Below are 16,497 nucleotides of genomic sequence, written 5' to 3'. Positions count from 1 at the left end.
ACCGGCCATCGACCGGCTGCGGCTCCATTCCACGCCCGCCGACGATTCAGTCACATGACTGAGCGGGTTGTCAAGGGTTACGCCGGCCATGGTGCCGATCACTCCTGGTTGTCGGAGTGGTGCTTGACACGCGGCCGGTCCATGGCAAATCCTGTGTGCCGACGGCCACGCCCCGGCACGTCCCCCCGCGGTGTCTGCGACCGCGACCGGTTCCTCCCCGTCTCTCGAGATCACCGAATTACGAAGCGTCGAGCGTCTTCTCGCGCACTGATGACAGGAGAACGATGACCGGGGCACTTCCGACGAGACGGACTTTTCTTCGTGCCGCAGCGGTGACCGCCGCGGGAACGGCGGCCGCGGTGGCCAACGGTGGCGGCCGGGCGTCGGCCGACCCGTCGCGACGAATCAGGCGGACGCGCGAAGAACATCGCGTGGTGATCGTCGGCTCGGGATTCGGCGGCGGCGTCGCGGCGCTCCGCCTCGCCCAGGCGGGAGTGCCGGTCCTGTTGCTCGAGCGAGGCCGGCGATGGCCGACGGGACCGAACTCGGAGACCTTTCCGCGTGCGTCGAGTCCGGACAAGCGAATGCTGTGGCATGAGTCGACCCCGAACCTCTTCGGCAAGCCGCTGAGCGTCGAACCTTATGTGGGACTGTTCGAATCGGTTGCCGGTGCCAACATGACCGCACTGTGTCCGGCCGGCCTCGGCGGTGGTTCCCTCGTCTACCAGGGCATGACATTGCAACCGAGCGAGGCGGTGTTCAACGAGCATTTCCCCGACGCGCTCGACTGGCAACTGATGAACCGGGTGCACTATCCGAGGGTCGCGCGGATGCTGAAGGTCGCGGTCGCCCCCGATTCGGTGGTGCGGTCCCCGCAGTACCTGGCGCCGCGACAATTCGCGAAACGGGTCCGGGCCGAAGGGCTACCGCTGGAGAAGATCCCGATGCCGATCGACTGGGGTTACGCCGCAGCCGAATTGCGCGGCGAGATGAAACCCGCTTACACCAACGGCGACGGCGCCATCGGTGTGAACAACGGCGGCAAGCACAGCGTCGACGTCACCTACATCCGTGAGGCCGAGGCAACCGGGCGCGTTCAGGTCCGCACCCTGCACACGGTGCGCCAGGTCGCACGCCGCCCCGACGGCCGGTGGTCCCTCGACGTCGAACGCACCGACGAGTCCGGAAAAGTGTTGGAGCACAAGGAGCTGATCGCGCGCACTCTCATCCTGTCGGCGGGCAGCGTGAACACCACCAAGTTGCTCGTCAAGGCGCGTGCGACGGGTACTGTGCCCGACCTGCCGGACAGTCTGGGGCACGGATGGGGCACCAACGCCGACCGGATCTACACCTGGACCAGTCCGAGCATCGACTTCGGGAAGGTGCAGGGCGGCCCGGTCGTCTTCGGCAGTCCCAACTGGAGTGACCCGAAAAGTGCGTTCACCATCATCCAGGCGTCCCTCCCGCCGCTGCCGGTGTACGCCGGCACCACGATGATGGTCGGCTTCGGCGTGAGCTCGGGCCGTGGTGTCATCGCCTACGACTCGGCGATCGGGGACGCGCTCATCCGATGGCCGCACGAGGGCGATTCGGAGATCCAGACCAAGCACATCGATCGGACAGTTCGGCGGATCGCCGGGCCCGACGCGATCCTCACCGACACCAACGCGGTGTTCCCGTCGACCTGGCATGCCCTCGGTGGGGCCAACATGGGCACGGTCTGCGACCTCGAGGGGCGGGTCGAGGGCCAGCGCGGACTCTACGTGATCGACGGCGCGCTCATGCCGGGCAACACCGCGGCATGCAATCCGTCGATGACCATCGCCGCGGTGGCCGAGCGGGCACTGGACCGGATCGTCGCCCATGACGTCGGCGCGGTGATCTGACCGTCACGGGGTGACCGGGGCGAGCCACATCCCGGTCAGAGCGTCGACGACGAGATCGCGCTGGTGCTGCCAGGTCCGAGATGCAGCGCCCGCCTCGGCCTCGCCCGCGCGCTCGATGTCGGCCAGCGCGTTGACGATCATGTGGCGCGTCAGGTTGTTACGCACCTCGAGCACGTCGTCGGAGAGGGTCGGCAAGGTGGCGTAGAACCGGTCGAGGATCGTCATGAGGACTTCCGATCGTGCGGTCTCCTCATAGAGCAGGACGGTCGCGGACGGGTCACTGGACACCTGGGCGAAGAACCGGGCGAAGTAGCTGGGCGGGCCGAGTTCCGCCAGATACTCGACCTCCGGCCCGACGAGACAGCGGAGCCAGTCGCGAACCCCCGGTTCGGGTCCGACCTCGGCCAGGCATCTGCGACGCAACCGTTCGATAGGGATGTTGTGCGAGGTCAATGTCGCGCGAAGCAGATCGTCCTTGGAACCGAAGTGATGTCCGACGGCGTAGTTGTTGCCTTGACCCGCCGCCTTGCTGATCTGGCGGCTGGAGACGGCGGCCACGCCGTTGAGGGCGATCAGCTTCTCGGCAGCGCCGATCAGGAGCGCGCGAGTGCGGGCAGACTGCTCCGACTTCCCTTCGCTCATGACCTAGATGATGCCCTACGCGAGCCGTCTGAAACGGCGCGATACCGGCCGTCTCTACGACGATGAGAAACGGGCATAGCGGACGCACCCGTACCGCGGCGGCTCGGCCCGACGCGCGAACCGACCTCCGCCTACTCGGGAAGTCCCTGCGCGAGTGGACACCCCGACCTAAGGTGAATCGACGAAGGCCCGGATGATCCGCCGTCCGAACGACCATCGGTCGCAGGACCCGACTGTTGGGAGGACACGATGGCGACTGCGCCTCCGGCCACCGCGAACCTACGTGAGCTGACTTTCCGAGGCGCGGTCCTCGGCGGGATCATCACGCTGGTCTTCACCGCCGCCAACGTCTACCTCGGGCTCAAGGTGGGTCTCACCTTCGCCACCGCGATCCCGGCGGCCGTCATCTCGATGAGCATCCTGCGGTACTTCGCGAACCACTCGGTGGTGGAGAACAACATCGTCCAGACCATCGCGTCCGCGGCCGGGACGCTGTCGGCGATCATCTTCGTCATCCCCGGTCTGGTGATCATCGGGTGGTGGACCGGATTCCCCTACTGGATCACGGTGGCGGTCTGCGCGATCGGCGGCATCCTCGGCGTCATGTACTCCATTCCGCTGCGCCGCGCGCTGGTCACCGGATCCGATCTGCCCTACCCCGAAGGTGTTGCGGCGGCCGAGGTCCTGAAGGTCGGCGATTCCGCCGGCGGCGCCACCGAGAACAAGGCGGGCCTGCGCACGATCATCTTGGGCTCGGTCGCGTCCGCCGGATTCGCGTTGCTCACCAAACTGAAGGTGCTCAGCGACTCGATCTCGGCGACGATCAAGATCGGCACGGGCGGAACGCTCTTCAGTGCCGGACTGTCGATGTCGCTGATCGGCATCGGCCATCTCGTCGGGGTGACCGTCGGTGTCGCCATGCTCGTCGGGGTGGTGATCTCCTACGTCGTCCTGCTGCCCATCGAGACCCAGGGGCAGACGGCGGGGGAGGATCTCGGCGACGCCGTCAGCGCGATCTTCGCCAATGACGTGCGGCTCATCGGCGCCGGTGCGATAGCCATCGCGGCCATCTGGACCCTGATCAAGGTCATCGGGCCGATCGTGCGCGGAATCCGGGCGGCCATGGTCTCGTCGCGGTCACGCCGTGAGGGGGTGACCGTCGACATCACCGAGCGGGACATGCCGATCAACATCGTCGGCGGCAGCATCCTCGTGCTGCTCATCCCGATCGGGGTGCTGCTGTGGGACTTCGTCCACGACACGGTGCTGGAGGGCAGCGCCACCGGGATCATCGCGGTCAGCATCGTCTTCGTCTTCGTCATCGGACTGGCCGTCGCCTCGGTGTGTGGTTACATGGCGGGCCTCATCGGGTCGTCGAACAGTCCGATCTCCGGTGTCGGCATCCTGGTGGTACTGATCGCTGCACTGCTCGTCAAGCTGACCTTCGGGCCGGCGGACGCGTCGCAGACCGACGCGCTCATCGCCTACACGCTGTTCACCGCCGCGGTGGTCTTCGGCGTCGCGACGATCTCCAACGACAACCTGCAGGACCTGAAGACCGGTCAGCTGGTCGGGGCGACACCGTGGAAACAGCAGGTGGCCCTGATCATCGGCGTGCTGTTCGGCTCCGCCGTGATCCCGCCGATCCTGCAGCTGATGTACGACGCCTTCGGTTTCGTCGGAGCGCCGGGAGCGACGGAGGATGCCCTCGCGGCACCGCAGGCCGGCCTGTTGACGACTCTTGCGCAGGGCGTGCTGGGGGCGGACCTGAACTGGGGGCTCATCGGTATCGGGGCGCTGATCGGCGCGGCGGTGATCGTGATCGACGAACTCCTCGGTCGCGCAGGGCGATTCCGGTTGCCGCCGCTGGCCGTCGGCATGGGCATGTACCTGCCGATGTCAGTCGTCCTGGTGATCCCGATCGGTGCCTTCATCGGTCACTACTACAACCGGTGGGCCGAACGCAGCGGCGGCGCAGTCGAACACAAGAAACGGATGGGTGTTCTGCTGGCCACCGGTCTGATCGTCGGCGAGGCGCTCTTCGGTGTGGTCTTCGCCGGGATCGTCGCGGCCACCGGCGACGACTCGGCTCTGGCGATCGTCGGTGACGGGTTCGAGCGATGGGCCCAGATCCTCGGCGTCATCGTCTTCGCCGCGACCATCGCACTCCTCTACGACCGTGTCCGCAAGATCGCCACCGCGAGCGGGACCGCGTCGTCGACCACCGCCGGGACACCGAAGGACTGACGGAGATGAGCGAGGGGGCACTGTCGCGCGCGATCGACGACTTCACGGCCGGCGCCCGGCATCTGACGGAGTTGGTTGCCCTGATCGATGACGACCGATGGGACGGTCCCGGGCTGGGCGAGTGGTCGCTGAGATCGCTCGTCGGACACGCGAGTCGGTCGCTGACCACCGTGGTCAGCTATCTGGCCGAGCCGGGCTCGGACATCGAGTTGGATTCGACAGCAGCGTATTTCGCGTCCATCCAGGGATACGGCGACCCCGCCTCGGTCCGGCAGCGCGGAGTCGACGCCGGCCTGGCACTGGGGGACGATCCACGGGCGGGGGTGCTCGAGCGCCGCGACCAGGCCATCAGAGCACTTGCGGGAGAACGTGACCGGCCACTGACCACACCGTTCGGCGGCATCATGCTGTCCGACTATCTGCCGACCCGGACCTTCGAACTGGCGGTGCACGGCCTCGACATCTCCCGCGCGATCGACGCCGACCTACCGCTCCCGGCGCCGGTGCTCGCGTCAGCACTGTCCACCACGACGGCGATGGCAACACGGATCGGCCAGGGTGAGCGAGTGCTGCTCACCCTGACCGGTCGCGAATCCGAGCCGCCGACCCTCGTCTGAGGCTGTACGCGCGAGGGTCAGGTCGCGGCGTTGCTGTGGGCGAATTCGGCCACGATCGCGGCGTTGAACGCTGCCAGGTCGTCGGGCTTGCGACTGGTGATCAGCACGTTGTCCCCGTCCCGGCACGTGACGACCTCCTCGTCGACCCAGGTGCCGCCGGCATTGATCACATCGGTCCGCACGCTCGGGAAGGACGTGAGTGTCCGCCCACGGACCACATCGGCCTCGATCAGCGTCCACGGCGCATGGCAGATGGCTGCCACCGGTTTACCTGCCTCGAAGAAGCTGCGCACGAACCGCACGGCGGGTTCCGAGGCGCGGAGGAAGTCGGGGTTGGCGACACCACCGGGCAGGACGAGCGCGTCGAAGTCCATCACGCGCGCGTCTTCGAGAGTGAGGTCGACCGGAAAGGTGTCGGCCTTGTCGAGGTGGTCGAACGCCTGGACGGTCCCGGAGTCGGTGGACACCAGGACGGGCTTTCCGCCGCACGCCTCGACCGACTTCCATGGTTCGGTGAGTTCGACCTGCTCGGCGCCCTCCTGGGCGACCAGGAATGCGATGGTGGTGCCGTTGAGTTCTTCGGCCATGGCGTGTACCTCCTCTGTGCACCGCATACGGCAGCGGTGCCTCGTCAGGTCCGATACCCGTCGGTGTGGTGCACCAAACGGTCGGACCCGCCCGGACCCGGCCCGACCGGGGTGTGTTGAATGTCCCCGGGCAACGACTGGGAGGTAGTGGTGGGAGGCTTCGACGGCGTCGCGACGCTGGTTCATCTGGCGCGTGGCGGGGAGATCGGTGAGTCGCACGAGACCCCGCACTCGGTGATCGCCGAGGGGCCGCATCGCACACTGCGGCGGTACGGCGCCGATGACGAGGTGGTCGCTGCCGCCGGAACCGGACGGCGACCGGTGCTGCTGATCCCACCGCTCGCGGTGTCGACCGCGTGTTACGACCTCGCCGAGGGGCTGTCCGTCGTGCAGTTCCTGCTGGGTGCCGGCCGGGTTCCGTACGTGCTCGACTTCGGCGACATGACCCGCGCCGACCGCCACCTGGGGTTCGCCGACTTCTTCGACGACATCGTCCCCGGGGCCGTTGCCGCGACCGTCGCGGACTTCTACGGCACAGCGGACCGCCGCGAGTCCGGGGTGACACCGGGGTCCGGGCGGGTCGACGTTCTGGCCTGGAGTATCGGCGGGACCATCAGCCTGCTGACCGCCGCGGCCAACCCGCATCTCCCCCTGGCCTCGGTGACGGCGGTCGGCACCCCGCTCGACTACGCCAAGGTGCCACCGTATCCGCTGGTGAAGACCCTGATGCGACCAGTCGGCACCACGCCGGTGAAGCTGGCGCTGCGCGCACTCGGCGGGATTCCCGCGCCGCTCGTCCGCCTGGCCTACCGGGGCACCGCCTGGCAGCGCGAACTGAAGAAGCCCGGTTACATCCTGCGCAACGCCGACGACACCGACGCCCTCGTGCGGATGAAGGCCATCGACCGGTTCCAGGAGACGATGCCCGGTTACCCGGGCAAGGTGTCCGAACAGATGTGGGAGAACTTCATCATGCGCGGCGAACTCGCCGGCGGCGTGCTCGACTTCGACGGTCGCGTCGTCGATCTCGCCGACGTCGCGGTACCGGTCGCGCTGTTCGGCAGTCACCGGGACGCGATCGTCAGCTGGGCGGCTGCTCATCACGGGGTGGAACTCCTGGCCGGGGCGCCGCGCGTGGACTTCACCACCGTGGAGACCAGCCATCTGGGGCTGATCGCCGGGTCCGCGGCGGTCGAACAGACGTGGCCCCGGATCGAGGAGTTCCTGAGCGACCTGGACCCCCGCGACTCGTAGATGAAAAAGCCTTCATCTTCGACTCATGGTCGGCTCACCGGAGTCCGACAGAGTCGTCGACATGAAGATCTCACGAGTACTCGCCACCCTCGCCCTCGGTGCGCTCGCGGTCGCCGTCGTGACCGCCAGCTTCTTCCTCATCCGTTCGCCCGAGCCCGACCTGGCCGCCGACTCGGTGTCGGTCGATGTCGCGTCGCAAACGCCTCAGGGCCCGACGCCACCGACCCAGACCCCGCCGGCCCCGGCGCCGGTTCCGCAGATCCCCGCCGGAGCACCGGTGCAGCGGGCCGTCCCGCCGAACCTGAACTCCGACGACGACGACTGGTGTGACCCCCGATCGGCTCAGCGCGACGACGACTGCGACGACGACTGGGACGATCGCAGCGACGACTGGGATGACCAGGACGACGATCAGGGCGACGACTGGGACGATGACATCGATGACGACCAGGACGACTGACGCCGAGGCATCGAATCCAGCCGAGAGTGCGGGTGTGCGGCAGCGCCCCGCGCTCTCGGCGCGTTGGCGTATCACGGCCTGGATCATGCTCACGACGTTCTTGCTGCTGGTGGTGGTGTTCGTGGTGACGCGCAATCTGTTGCTCCGCGACGTCGACAGCCGGGCGAACCACGACGTCGCACAGGAGGCCAGCGAGTTCCGGACGTTCGCGGCCGAGGGGGTCGACCCGACGACCACCGAACCCTTCACCTCGGTGTCGCGGCTGTTGGAGGTGTTTCTCTCTCGGCAGTCGGCCGGGCAGGGCGAGGTGATGGCCGGCGTCGTCGGGGACACCGAGATCCTGGAACTCCCCGGTAACGCCTGGCCGGCCGCGGGTGAGGGCCGCCGGGTGCTCGACGAGCTGCGGGCCCAGACCGGTCCGGCCGGCGTGTTGATGACCGATCACGGCGAGATCCGCTGGGGGAAGGTCGATCTGGAGCCCGTCGGCTCCGGGACAGCGGATCCGGGCGCGGAGTCGGCGCAACCGGGGACGTTCATCGTCGGCATCTACACCGACCCCGGTCGGGAACTGGTGGACCGTACGATGCGGGTCCTCGCGATGGTGGGCCTCGCCGGCATGATCGTCACCACCGGGGTGGCGTACCTGGTGGCCGGCCGGATTCTGGCGCCGGTGCGGAGTGTGCGGATGGTCGCCGCGGAGATCGGCGAGAACGACCTCACCGCGCGCGTGCCGGTCATCGGGCGTGATGACGTGGCCGCGCTGGCGCAGACCTTCAATGCGATGCTCGACCGGATCGAGGACGCCTATACGACGCAGCGTCAGTTCGTCGACGATGCCGGCCACGAGCTGCGGACTCCCATCACGGTCGTGCGTGGTCATCTCGAACTCCTGCCCGACGATCCGGAGGAACGCCGGAAGACGCTCGACCTCGTCGACAGCGAGCTGGGGCGGATGGGGCGCATCGTCGGGGATCTGCTCATGCTGGCGAAGTCCGAGCAACCCGACTTCGTGGTGGTCAGGCCGACCGACGCGGCGCAGCTGATGCTCGACATCGAGTCCAAGGTGCAACCGCTCGGTGATCGGCAATGGTTGCTCATGGAGGTCGCCGAGGGCCCGTGCACCGTCGATCACGAGCGGATCACCCAGGCGATGCTGCAGTACGCCTCGAATGCGGTCCGGCATACGCGCGAGGGCTCCGTCATCCAGTTGGGTTCTCGCTTCGCCGGCATCGGAGCGCAGCGCCATCTGTGCATCTGGATCACCGACGACGGCCCGGGTGTCGAGCAGGAGGACGCTGCGCGGATTTTCGAGCGCTTCCAGCGCGGACGGTCGGGGTCGGCACCCCAGCACTCGTCCGGTGCCGGACTGGGACTCGCGATCGTGCGGGCCATTGCCGACGCACACCACGGAATCGCCTGGGTACGTAGTGTTCCCGGGCACGGTGCGACGTTCGGCATCGATGTCCCTGTCCCCGTCCCCGACATGACCACCTACGTCGACACAGCGTCGTCGGCACCAGGAGAAGGAGAACGGCGATGAGCCGTGTCTTGATCGCGGAGGACGACGCGCGGATCGCGTCGTTCATCGGCAACGGCCTGCGTGCGGCGGGTTACAGCACCGAGCATGTGTCCGACGGACTGTCCGCGCTCGAGGCAGTGCGCAGCGGCGCTTTCGACATGGTCGTCCTCGACATCGGACTCCCGGCGATGGACGGCTTCGACGTGTTGTATTCCATGCGCGGCGAGGGGATCTCGACACCGGTCGTCGTCCTCACGGCCAGGGACAGCGTGAGCGACACGGTGAACGGGCTCGAGGGTGGGGCCAACGACTACATGACCAAGCCCTTTCAGTTCGCCGAGTTGCTCGCCCGCATCCGGTTACGGCTCGTCGACGATTCGGCGGTCGCGTCGGAGAACCTGCTGTCCGCCGGGGACCTGCGTCTGGACCTGAAGTCGCGACGAGCGCGCGTGGGCACCGAGACCTTCGACCTCACCGCGCGTGAGTTCGCCCTGCTGGAAGTGTTTCTGCGGCACCCGGATCAGGTGCTGTCACGCGAGCAGATCCTCGGTCACGTGTGGGGCTACGACTTCGATCCCGCGTCGAACGTGGTCGACGTCTACGTACGGGCGCTCCGCAACAAGATCGGTTCGCATCGGCTGGAGACCGTGCGCGGCATGGGTTATCGGCTTCGCGTCGTCGACTAGCGCGGCACTCACTCCGGTGCGACGCTGAGCCAGTCGGCGAATCCCGTCGGATCGTGCCGGCCCAGGGCCCCGTGCTCGAAGAGTCCCCAGCCGGTGCGGGTGGTGCCGTCGGCCTCACGGCATTCGGCGCGTCCGACGTGATCGATGACCCCGAAGGGCATGCGTCCCATGATGTCGGTGCTGGACATGTCGTAGGTGAGACGTTCGGTGAAGTCCGCTCCGCGCCAGACGCCGTGGGTCCAGTCGGGGTCGCCGCCGTAGCCTCCGCCCACGTGGATGGGTACGGGGAGCAGCGATTCCACCTCCAGCGTCACAGGCGAGCCGCCTGACCCGGTCGTGGAGATGGTTGCGCCGGTCGGAATCCGGGTGCCCGGCGCGTAGTGGACGGTGACGTTCGGCCAACCCAGCTGCTCGACGCGGCCGTCCTTCCAGACGCGCGAACAGTCGTTGAGGCTTCGATAGCCGTCGGGATCCTCCTGGATGATGAAGACGAGCTGAAAGTCGTCGAACGCCATCGGGATGTAGAGCCACCACATGCCCTCGAACGGCGGGTCCGACGGCCGGCCGGCCGGTTCGGGCTCGCCGACCGGCCGGATTCCCCACGAGCGGTCGCGGGTGCCGACCCAGGTCGCCGGGTCCACGACGATCTGTTCGCCGTCGACGGTGATCGACCCGCGCCAGGTACCGACCTGTGCGAATCGTTGCGCGTCGAGGGTCACCTTCGCGCCCTGTCGCATCACGTGGGGTTGCTCGAGAAGGGCGTCGAACAGGCCCTCCCAGTGCAGGTCCAGGGCGATGCCCTCGGTCTCGGCGAGGGTCAGGTGCAGCGTGCGCAGCGGATCGTCGACGGACAATCGGTAGTTGCCGACGCGCTGCTCGAGCCGGTTGTCGTCGATCGCGTCACCGAGGTGGACCGCGGTCTGGGTGTCGGTTCCGTCGGCCCGGCGTCGTCGGATGAGGACGAACGCGTCCTTCACGCCGAGGTTGGGGTAGTACCCGATGCCGGTGATGAGGAAGATGGTGCCGCTGCGGTCGTGGGCGTTGAGGTAGGCGCGATCGTAGAAGTTGCGGTCGCTGTTACCCGGCCATGCGATCGGTTGCGGCAGTTGGTGAATGGGATACTCGTCCATCGGTCCCAGGCCGGTTCGGCTCATGTGGTCAGTTCTCCTCGAGAAGTCGTTCGAGCAGTGGTCGGTGGTAGAACAGGGTGCCGTCGACGTCGTCGGGGCGTTCGAGTTCGCCGAAGTGCACGCGCCGCGCACCGGTGCGCATGAAGACGCAACACCACTGCACGGCGGCGTGGACGTAGAACCAGCGCAGGTCGCCGAGTTCGACACCGGTCCGTTGCCGGTAGGTGTCGCGGACGTCGCTCTCGCGCAGTAGGTCCGGCAGGCCCGGCAGGCCCGCCATCGTCGCCAGCTCGTGAAAGACACGGTGTGCGAACACCACCCATGCGATGTCGAGTTCGCGCGGGCCGATACGTGCCATCTCCCAGTCGAGGACCGCCGTGGCCGTGAAGTCGGCGAACATCATGTTGCCGATGCGCGAATCACCCCAGGACAGGACGGGTTCGGTGTGCGCGACGTCGTCGGGGAAGTTGTCGGCGAGCCAGGCGAGCGCGCGTTCGACCAGGGGCGAACGGCCGATCCCCTCCACCGAGAAGTCGTACCAGTCCTGCAGCCAGGCGAGCAGACGAGCAAGGGGGGTGTCACCCGCGGGGAGGTCGTCGGCGAGGAAGCCGAACTGCTGCGCCGCGTCGGGGATGGAGTGGAGGTCGGCGATCACGCCGACCGCAGAGTCCTGGGCCCGACGGCGATCGGCCTCGGAGGCGTCCCCGAACCAGTTGTCGCCGAACGTGTACGGCATCACGTCGGGCGGGACCTCGCCCTCGCACCGGTCCATCAGGAAGAACGGCGCACCCAGGAGGGCGCCACTCGGTTCGAGGTGGTGTACCGCGGGGACCGGGACGTCACTGAGCCGGGCGATCAGCCGCATCGTCGCGTATTGATGGTCCATCCGGTAGGAGCGGAACACGGGAACGTCGGCGCTCGACGGCGCCATCCGCATCACCCAGTGCCGGGTGGGTTCGCCGGGCCAGGACACCGACACCGGGATCGTCTCCGACGACATGCCGTTGCTGTCCCCACTCGCGGTGACCGTGACCTCGGGCAGGGCGTCGGGGGTGTCGCTCTGCCCGGCCAGCCAGCGCGCGAGTGTGTCCGGGACCGAGGCGTTGTCCCGGCTGGAACGCTGCAGATGGTCGACCTGTTCGACGGCGGGTTCGGTGGCCATGGGCACCCCCTGTGATCGTTACCGGCACATTCGCTACGGTGAGTAGCGTTATGACAGCAGAACGGTCGCGTGGTTCGCAGCGACTTCGGGAAATCCCCGACTACAAGGGGGCCGACGGAGAGCGGGTGGGCCGATGAGCACCGGGACGGGAGAAGCGGTCCCGGGGCGTCCCCGCGACGTCCGGATCGATTCGGCGGTGCTCGACGCCGCTGCGGAACTGGTCGTCGACGTCGGCTATCGGAAACTGACGATGGCTGCGATCGCCGATCGCGCGGGGACGACGAAGACCGCGCTCTACCGCCGCTGGTCGGGCAAGGCCGAGCTGATCCACGATCTCGCGTTCTCCCGGATGGCGCGGCTCCCTCCGTCCAGCGGTGAGGTCGAGGCCGACCTCCGCATCATGGTCGCGGCGGCTCGCGACCTCTTCGCCAGCCCGGTGACCCGTGCTGCACTGCCCGGCCTGATCTCGGACATGGCTGCCGAACCCGAACTGTCGGCGCGTGTGCACGCAGGCTTCGCAGAGGTGTTCGGCGCATTGCGTGACCGGTTGGTGACCGCCGTCGACCGCGGCGAGGTGCATCCCGATGTGGATCCGGATCGGCTCATCGAGGTCGTCGGTGGAGCGGCGATGTTGCACGCACTGCTGCTCGACGACCGTGAGTTCGACACCGCGTGGGCCGATCAACTCAGCGCGCTGGTCGTGCACGGAGTTCTACGATGAGATCGGCGCACCCACCTACACTCGTGGGATGACCGCACCGAGCAACACCGACGACGTCGTCGAACAGATCCTGTCCACCTACGACGCGATCACCGTGGTCGGTGCCAGCGCCAATCCGTCGAAGGCCGCCAACGAGGTCCCGGCGTACATGAAGAACCGCGGTTGGCGGATCATCCCGGTGAACCCCACCGCCGGCGAGATCGTCGGCGAGAAGGTGTATCGGACCCTCGCCGATGTCCCCGAACAGGTCGGCCTCGTCGACGTCTTCCGCCCCGGGCCCGAATGTGCCGACGTCGCCCGTGCTGCCGTCGCGGCCGGCGCGACCGCACTGTGGCTGCAGCTCGGAATCCGATCGGCGGAGGCGCGGGCGATCGCCGAGGACGCCGGCCTGCTGTATGTCGAGGATCGCTGCCTGATCATCGAGCAGCGCCGCACCGGCATCGTTCCCGGCTGACGGCAGGGCGGCCCCGGTGAACTTCCTGGACGAGCTCACGCACCAACGACTTCCGCTGTTCCTGCTGTTCGCGTCGTTCGTCGTCACGTTCATCGTCACCCGGGTGATCACCCGACTCATCCGGGCCGGTAAGGGCCCCTTCCGTAACAACGTGTCGGACGGCGTGCACGTGCACCACATGGTGCCGGGTCTGATTCTGACGATCGTCGGCGCCTTCCTCTCGGTGGGTGTCAACGGGGCGTCGCCCGGTGCGGAGATCAGTGCGGTGCTGATCGGTGTCGGCGCCTCACTGGTGCTCGACGAGTTCGCGCTGATCCTCCGCCTGCAGGATGTGTATTGGTCACCGGAAGGCCAACTCTCGGTTCAGGTGGTCGCCCTGACGGTTGCCGCCCTGGGGATGGCGGTGCTGGGTTTCAACCCGCTCGACGACGCGAACGTGGAGATCGGCCCCGTCGCTCTGGTGGCCACTGTTCCGATCAACGTCGCCTGCGCGATCCTGTGCGTGCTCAAAGGCAAGTTCTCGACGGCCATCGTCGGCGTCTTCATCCCGGTGTTCGCCTGGTCGGGTGCGATCCGGCTGGCCCGACCGCACTCGGCCTGGGCCCGCCGTCGATACACCCCGGCCAAGACCGAGAAGGCGCGGGCCCGGGCGAAGAGTTTCGACGACCGCTGGGGCCGTTGGGGTCTGAGCATCGGCGACCTCATCGCAGGGAAGCCCACCGACCCCGCGAGCTTGGTGGTCAAGGCGCCGGACGCGACGGCGGTCACCGACGTTCGACCCGGGCCCCCCGCGTCGTGACCGGAACAATTGTCCGATGACCTACGAATACCCCTGCGAGATCGTGACGTTCGTCGTCTCGCCGAAGCACGCCTACTTCGGCAGACCCAAGGACGGCCCGGCAGCCGAGGTCGAGACCCGTACGCCCGAGATCGTGGAGATCGTCGCGGACAAAGGCATTCGCGGAGACCGCTTCTTCGGGATCCGAGCCCACACCGAGGCGGCGGTGACGTTTCTCGCGCTCGAAGCCTGGACTGCCGCAGCGGGTGAGGCCGACCCCGTTCTCGCTCGACGCAACGTTGTGGTGCGCGGTGTCGAGCTCGATCCGCTGCGCGGCCGGGAGTTCGAGCTCGATTCGGGATCGGGTCCGGTCCGATTCCGCGGTGGGCGTCCTGCGCACCCGTGTTCGTGGATGGACACCGTCGCCGGTGACGGCGTGCGCAAGGCTCTGATTGGCCGAGGTGGCCTGCGAGCGCAGCCGCTGACGTCGGGAACCCTCAGTCTCGGTCGTGCGGTCTTGATCAGCGATGTCGAACTCGACGCCACCCGCGCCGCAGACCAGGTCCGTCGGGCCCAGCCGTTGTAGCGGGGCAGTGGAGACGGAGGCTTGGGCCTTCACTCTGGAATTGTCAAGGAACGGACGCGGTCCCGGGCTGGCTCGGGTGCGGAAGGTGCTACGCGAATGTGTGGGCGGGCCGAGTGTGGCTGGGCGGAGTCTGGGTCAGGCGGCGTCGTCGAGTCGCATGGTCCGTCGGTTGTAGGCGGGTAGTGGTCGGCGTTGTGGGTCGATGGTGGCGGGTGGGACGAGCCAGGGGTGTCGGTCGAAGCCCATCACGACGTCCCAGCCGTGATGGTGGACTTGGGTGTGACAGCGCTGGCACAGCAGGCAACCATTGTCGAGATCGGTGGGACCGCCGTCGGCCCAATGGCGCACATGGTGCACTTGCGTATGCGACGGTGGTGCACCGCATTTGATGCAGCATTGGTCGCGCACGATGACCGCCTTGCGCAGATGTGCCGAAAACAGGCGGTGGGTGTGGCCCATCTGTAGCGGTACACCTTCGCCGTCGAGGATGATCTCGGTCAGCGACCCGTCGCAGGACACCTGTTTCGCGACGGCCTGACTGACCGACCCGGTCCACGGCAGGGTGGCGGGATCGGCGCCGGTGGCGGGGATGGTCACCATGAGTTGCGTACGGGGAGAGCCGACGCTGTCGATGCTCGCGCCGAGTGCGGCTTGATCGAGGATCAGCTCGAATGCATCGGCGCGGCGCTGCTCGGCGGTGCGTCGATCCTCGGAGCCGTCGGGTTCCGGTCTCGGGCAGGATCGTTCGTCGATCATCGAGAGGAACTTCTCGCCGACCACTTGGGTGAGGTCGGCGCGGATGTCGACGCGTCCGTCGTCGGTGGTGTGGGCGTTGACCGTGTTCAGCGATGGATCGTCGGCGGCCGGGATGCCGGTGTCGGTGGCGTCCGCGATGGTGTTGCCGATGGCGCGGGCGTACTTCTCTACTTCTGCCGGGGTTGCTCCCGACAGGCCCTGGCCGATCAAAGCTGTCTCATGGGTGGCGCATTCCTCGTCGGAAAGTGCTGTCGGCAAACGCTTGTCGATCTGGATCAGGCCGCGGATGATGGCGTCGGTGACTTCGCTCGACAGGCGTCCGTCGGCGGCGTGACGGGCGAGGGTGGGCAGTGTCGGGAGAGCGTCGACGCTTCGCATGGCGCGTAGTGCCGCGGCGGGTGCGTAGCCCATCTCGATCAACACCTTCTTGGTGGTCCCACCAGCCTTCTGTGCGACTCCGAGTTCGTCGAGTTGCGCTGCATGCGTGACGATCTGGTGGTCAACGACGTTACGAATCAGCCGGAGAGTGTCGAGCGCGTCGAATGTCGCTCTGCCCGTGGGGTCGTCGGTGGGCGTGGTGGTCTTGATGAGCTGGTCGAGAAGGGTGGTGAGCTCTGGCATGACTCCACTGTACGGGAACATGTGTGTTCGGTTACGAGGTTTCTCCACAACCCGTACTTGCGGAAACCGGTGCTGTGTAGCCGATTTCGTCGACGGTACGTTTCTCGGCAACAGCAGTGAACTGCAGTCACACCTGTAGCAGATCCGGCTCGGGCGCACCCCCGATGGCGGTGGACACCGCACACTCGACGCACGATCCACAACAGGCGCAGCACGAGCAATGTCCGGGATATGCCAACCATTCGCTCTGGCGTCGACGGCCACGCCCCTCTGGCGCAGAGACTCTCGGTACCGCGACTGGTCGCACGAAGACCCGCCCGCGCCGGCCACAAGCGAGCGGCAAGGTCAAACGGTGAGCCGCGGCCACACATCAGATGGGCCGGCGCTGAGT

16 protein-coding genes are annotated in these 16,497 nt (G+C 67.4%); 11 read left to right on the top strand and 5 right to left on the bottom strand.

Annotated features, from left to right (window positions below; genetic code table 11):
* Positions 1-284 precede the first annotated feature (284 nt).
* Positions 285-1,886 carry a GMC oxidoreductase gene (locus MHN80_RS14485; RefSeq protein ID WP_239402411.1) on the top strand — a complete coding sequence of 534 codons (1,602 nt, stop codon included), beginning with the start codon at positions 285-287 and terminating at the stop codon, positions 1,884-1,886.
* Between the two features lie 3 nt (positions 1,887-1,889).
* Here the strand turns inward: MHN80_RS14485 and MHN80_RS14480 are convergent, their stop codons facing one another.
* Positions 1,890-2,528, bottom strand: coding sequence for a TetR/AcrR family transcriptional regulator (locus MHN80_RS14480; protein ID WP_004020440.1), 639 nt, complete (start codon positions 2,526-2,528; stop codon positions 1,890-1,892).
* Between the two features lie 249 nt (positions 2,529-2,777).
* On the opposite strand from MHN80_RS14480, the gene MHN80_RS14475 reads away from it, so the two are divergent.
* Positions 2,778-4,775 carry an OPT family oligopeptide transporter gene (locus MHN80_RS14475; protein ID WP_064569693.1) on the top strand — a complete coding sequence of 666 codons (1,998 nt, stop codon included), beginning with the start codon at positions 2,778-2,780 and terminating at the stop codon, positions 4,773-4,775.
* 5 nt (positions 4,776-4,780) lie between these two features.
* Entirely contained in the window at positions 4,781-5,392 is a 612-nt protein-coding gene (locus MHN80_RS14470; protein ID WP_239402410.1) for a maleylpyruvate isomerase family mycothiol-dependent enzyme, read from the top strand.
* Between the two features lie 17 nt (positions 5,393-5,409).
* On the opposite strand, the gene MHN80_RS14465 is transcribed toward MHN80_RS14470, so the two are convergent.
* Positions 5,410-5,979 (bottom strand): type 1 glutamine amidotransferase domain-containing protein, encoded by a 570-nt coding sequence (locus MHN80_RS14465; RefSeq protein WP_004020437.1) that lies wholly within the window; start codon positions 5,977-5,979, stop codon positions 5,410-5,412.
* Positions 5,980-6,129: 150 nt separating this feature from the next.
* Here MHN80_RS14465 and MHN80_RS14460 point away from each other — a divergent pair, with 150 nt between their 5' ends.
* The 4 genes from MHN80_RS14460 (at position 6,130) to MHN80_RS14445 (ending at position 9,898) form a co-directional block, all read left to right on the top strand.
* The gene (locus MHN80_RS14460) at positions 6,130-7,233 is read left to right on the top strand and encodes an alpha/beta hydrolase (protein ID WP_239402480.1); all 1,104 of its coding nucleotides are present in this window, start codon (positions 6,130-6,132) and stop codon (positions 7,231-7,233) included.
* A 61-nt stretch (positions 7,234-7,294) separates the two neighbouring features.
* Complete coding sequence (locus MHN80_RS14455; RefSeq protein WP_239402409.1) at positions 7,295-7,693, top strand: hypothetical protein; 399 nt, start codon at positions 7,295-7,297, stop codon at positions 7,691-7,693.
* Positions 7,674-9,233 carry a cell wall metabolism sensor histidine kinase WalK gene (locus tag MHN80_RS14450; RefSeq protein WP_239402408.1) on the top strand — a complete coding sequence of 520 codons (1,560 nt, stop codon included), beginning with the start codon at positions 7,674-7,676 and terminating at the stop codon, positions 9,231-9,233. The genes MHN80_RS14455 and MHN80_RS14450 overlap by 20 nt, the downstream gene beginning before the upstream one ends.
* A complete protein-coding gene (locus MHN80_RS14445; RefSeq protein WP_004020432.1) occupies positions 9,230-9,898 on the top strand; it encodes a response regulator transcription factor in 669 nt (222 codons plus the stop codon). Before MHN80_RS14450 ends, MHN80_RS14445 begins: the two co-directional genes overlap by 4 nt.
* 8 nt (positions 9,899-9,906) lie before the next feature.
* Here the strand turns inward: MHN80_RS14445 and MHN80_RS14440 are convergent, their stop codons facing one another.
* Together MHN80_RS14440 and MHN80_RS14435 are read right to left on the bottom strand one after the other, a co-directional pair.
* Positions 9,907-11,052 carry a hypothetical protein gene (locus MHN80_RS14440; RefSeq protein WP_239402407.1) on the bottom strand — a complete coding sequence of 382 codons (1,146 nt, stop codon included), beginning with the start codon at positions 11,050-11,052 and terminating at the stop codon, positions 9,907-9,909.
* A 4-nt stretch (positions 11,053-11,056) separates the two neighbouring features.
* On the bottom strand, positions 11,057-12,190 hold the full coding sequence (locus MHN80_RS14435) for a phosphotransferase family protein (protein ID WP_239402406.1): 1,134 nt from the start codon (positions 12,188-12,190) through the stop codon (positions 11,057-11,059).
* A gap of 133 nt (positions 12,191-12,323) precedes the next feature.
* On the opposite strand from MHN80_RS14435, the gene MHN80_RS14430 reads away from it, so the two are divergent.
* Genes MHN80_RS14430 through MHN80_RS14415 form a run of 4 tightly spaced genes read left to right on the top strand, consistent with a single transcriptional unit; the run spans position 12,324 to position 14,729 of the window.
* Positions 12,324-12,911 (top strand): TetR/AcrR family transcriptional regulator, encoded by a 588-nt coding sequence (locus MHN80_RS14430; RefSeq protein WP_004020429.1) that lies wholly within the window; start codon positions 12,324-12,326, stop codon positions 12,909-12,911.
* A 28-nt stretch (positions 12,912-12,939) separates the two neighbouring features.
* Complete coding sequence (locus tag MHN80_RS14425; protein WP_064570540.1) at positions 12,940-13,365, top strand: CoA-binding protein; 426 nt, start codon at positions 12,940-12,942, stop codon at positions 13,363-13,365.
* A 16-nt stretch (positions 13,366-13,381) separates the two neighbouring features.
* Positions 13,382-14,164, top strand: coding sequence for a hypothetical protein (locus MHN80_RS14420; protein WP_239402405.1), 783 nt, complete (start codon positions 13,382-13,384; stop codon positions 14,162-14,164).
* Between the two features lie 16 nt (positions 14,165-14,180).
* A complete protein-coding gene (locus MHN80_RS14415) occupies positions 14,181-14,729 on the top strand; it encodes a molybdenum cofactor biosysynthesis protein (RefSeq protein ID WP_239402404.1) in 549 nt (182 codons plus the stop codon).
* 135 nt (positions 14,730-14,864) lie between these two features.
* Here MHN80_RS14415 and MHN80_RS14410 read toward each other — a convergent pair whose 3' ends face one another.
* The gene (locus MHN80_RS14410) at positions 14,865-16,127 is read right to left on the bottom strand and encodes an HNH endonuclease signature motif containing protein (RefSeq protein WP_239402403.1); all 1,263 of its coding nucleotides are present in this window, start codon (positions 16,125-16,127) and stop codon (positions 14,865-14,867) included.
* Positions 16,128-16,497: the final 370 nt, after the last annotated feature.

The organism is Gordonia sp. McavH-238-E (genome assembly GCF_022348225.1).
Classification (GTDB): Bacteria; Actinomycetota; Actinomycetes; order Mycobacteriales; family Mycobacteriaceae; genus Gordonia; species Gordonia terrae.
The sequence above is the reverse complement of the archived record's forward strand: the minus strand, read 5'-3'. Positions and strand labels throughout refer to the sequence as shown.

Bases quoted from the DNA above. Each gene is read 5' to 3' on its own strand.
- MHN80_RS14485 (WP_239402411.1), top strand. From the start codon at position 285: ATGACCGGGGCACTTCCGACGAGACGGACTTTTCTTCGTGCCGCAGCG.
- MHN80_RS14480 (WP_004020440.1), bottom strand. From the start codon at position 2,528: ATGAGCGAAGGGAAGTCGGAGCAGTCTGCCCGCACTCGCGCGCTCCTG.
- MHN80_RS14475 (WP_064569693.1), top strand. From the start codon at position 2,778: ATGGCGACTGCGCCTCCGGCCACCGCGAACCTACGTGAGCTGACTTTC.
- MHN80_RS14470 (WP_239402410.1), top strand. From the start codon at position 4,781: ATGAGCGAGGGGGCACTGTCGCGCGCGATCGACGACTTCACGGCCGGC.
- MHN80_RS14465 (WP_004020437.1), bottom strand. From the start codon at position 5,979: ATGGCCGAAGAACTCAACGGCACCACCATCGCATTCCTGGTCGCCCAG.
- MHN80_RS14455 (WP_239402409.1), top strand. From the start codon at position 7,295: ATGAAGATCTCACGAGTACTCGCCACCCTCGCCCTCGGTGCGCTCGCG.
- MHN80_RS14450 (WP_239402408.1), top strand. From the start codon at position 7,674: ATGACGACCAGGACGACTGACGCCGAGGCATCGAATCCAGCCGAGAGT.
- MHN80_RS14445 (WP_004020432.1), top strand. From the start codon at position 9,230: ATGAGCCGTGTCTTGATCGCGGAGGACGACGCGCGGATCGCGTCGTTC.
- MHN80_RS14440 (WP_239402407.1), bottom strand. From the start codon at position 11,052: ATGAGCCGAACCGGCCTGGGACCGATGGACGAGTATCCCATTCACCAA.
- MHN80_RS14435 (WP_239402406.1), bottom strand. From the start codon at position 12,190: ATGGCCACCGAACCCGCCGTCGAACAGGTCGACCATCTGCAGCGTTCC.
- MHN80_RS14430 (WP_004020429.1), top strand. From the start codon at position 12,324: ATGAGCACCGGGACGGGAGAAGCGGTCCCGGGGCGTCCCCGCGACGTC.
- MHN80_RS14425 (WP_064570540.1), top strand. From the start codon at position 12,940: ATGACCGCACCGAGCAACACCGACGACGTCGTCGAACAGATCCTGTCC.
- MHN80_RS14415 (WP_239402404.1), top strand. From the start codon at position 14,181: ATGACCTACGAATACCCCTGCGAGATCGTGACGTTCGTCGTCTCGCCG.
- MHN80_RS14410 (WP_239402403.1), bottom strand. From the start codon at position 16,127: ATGTTCCCGTACAGTGGAGTCATGCCAGAGCTCACCACCCTTCTCGAC.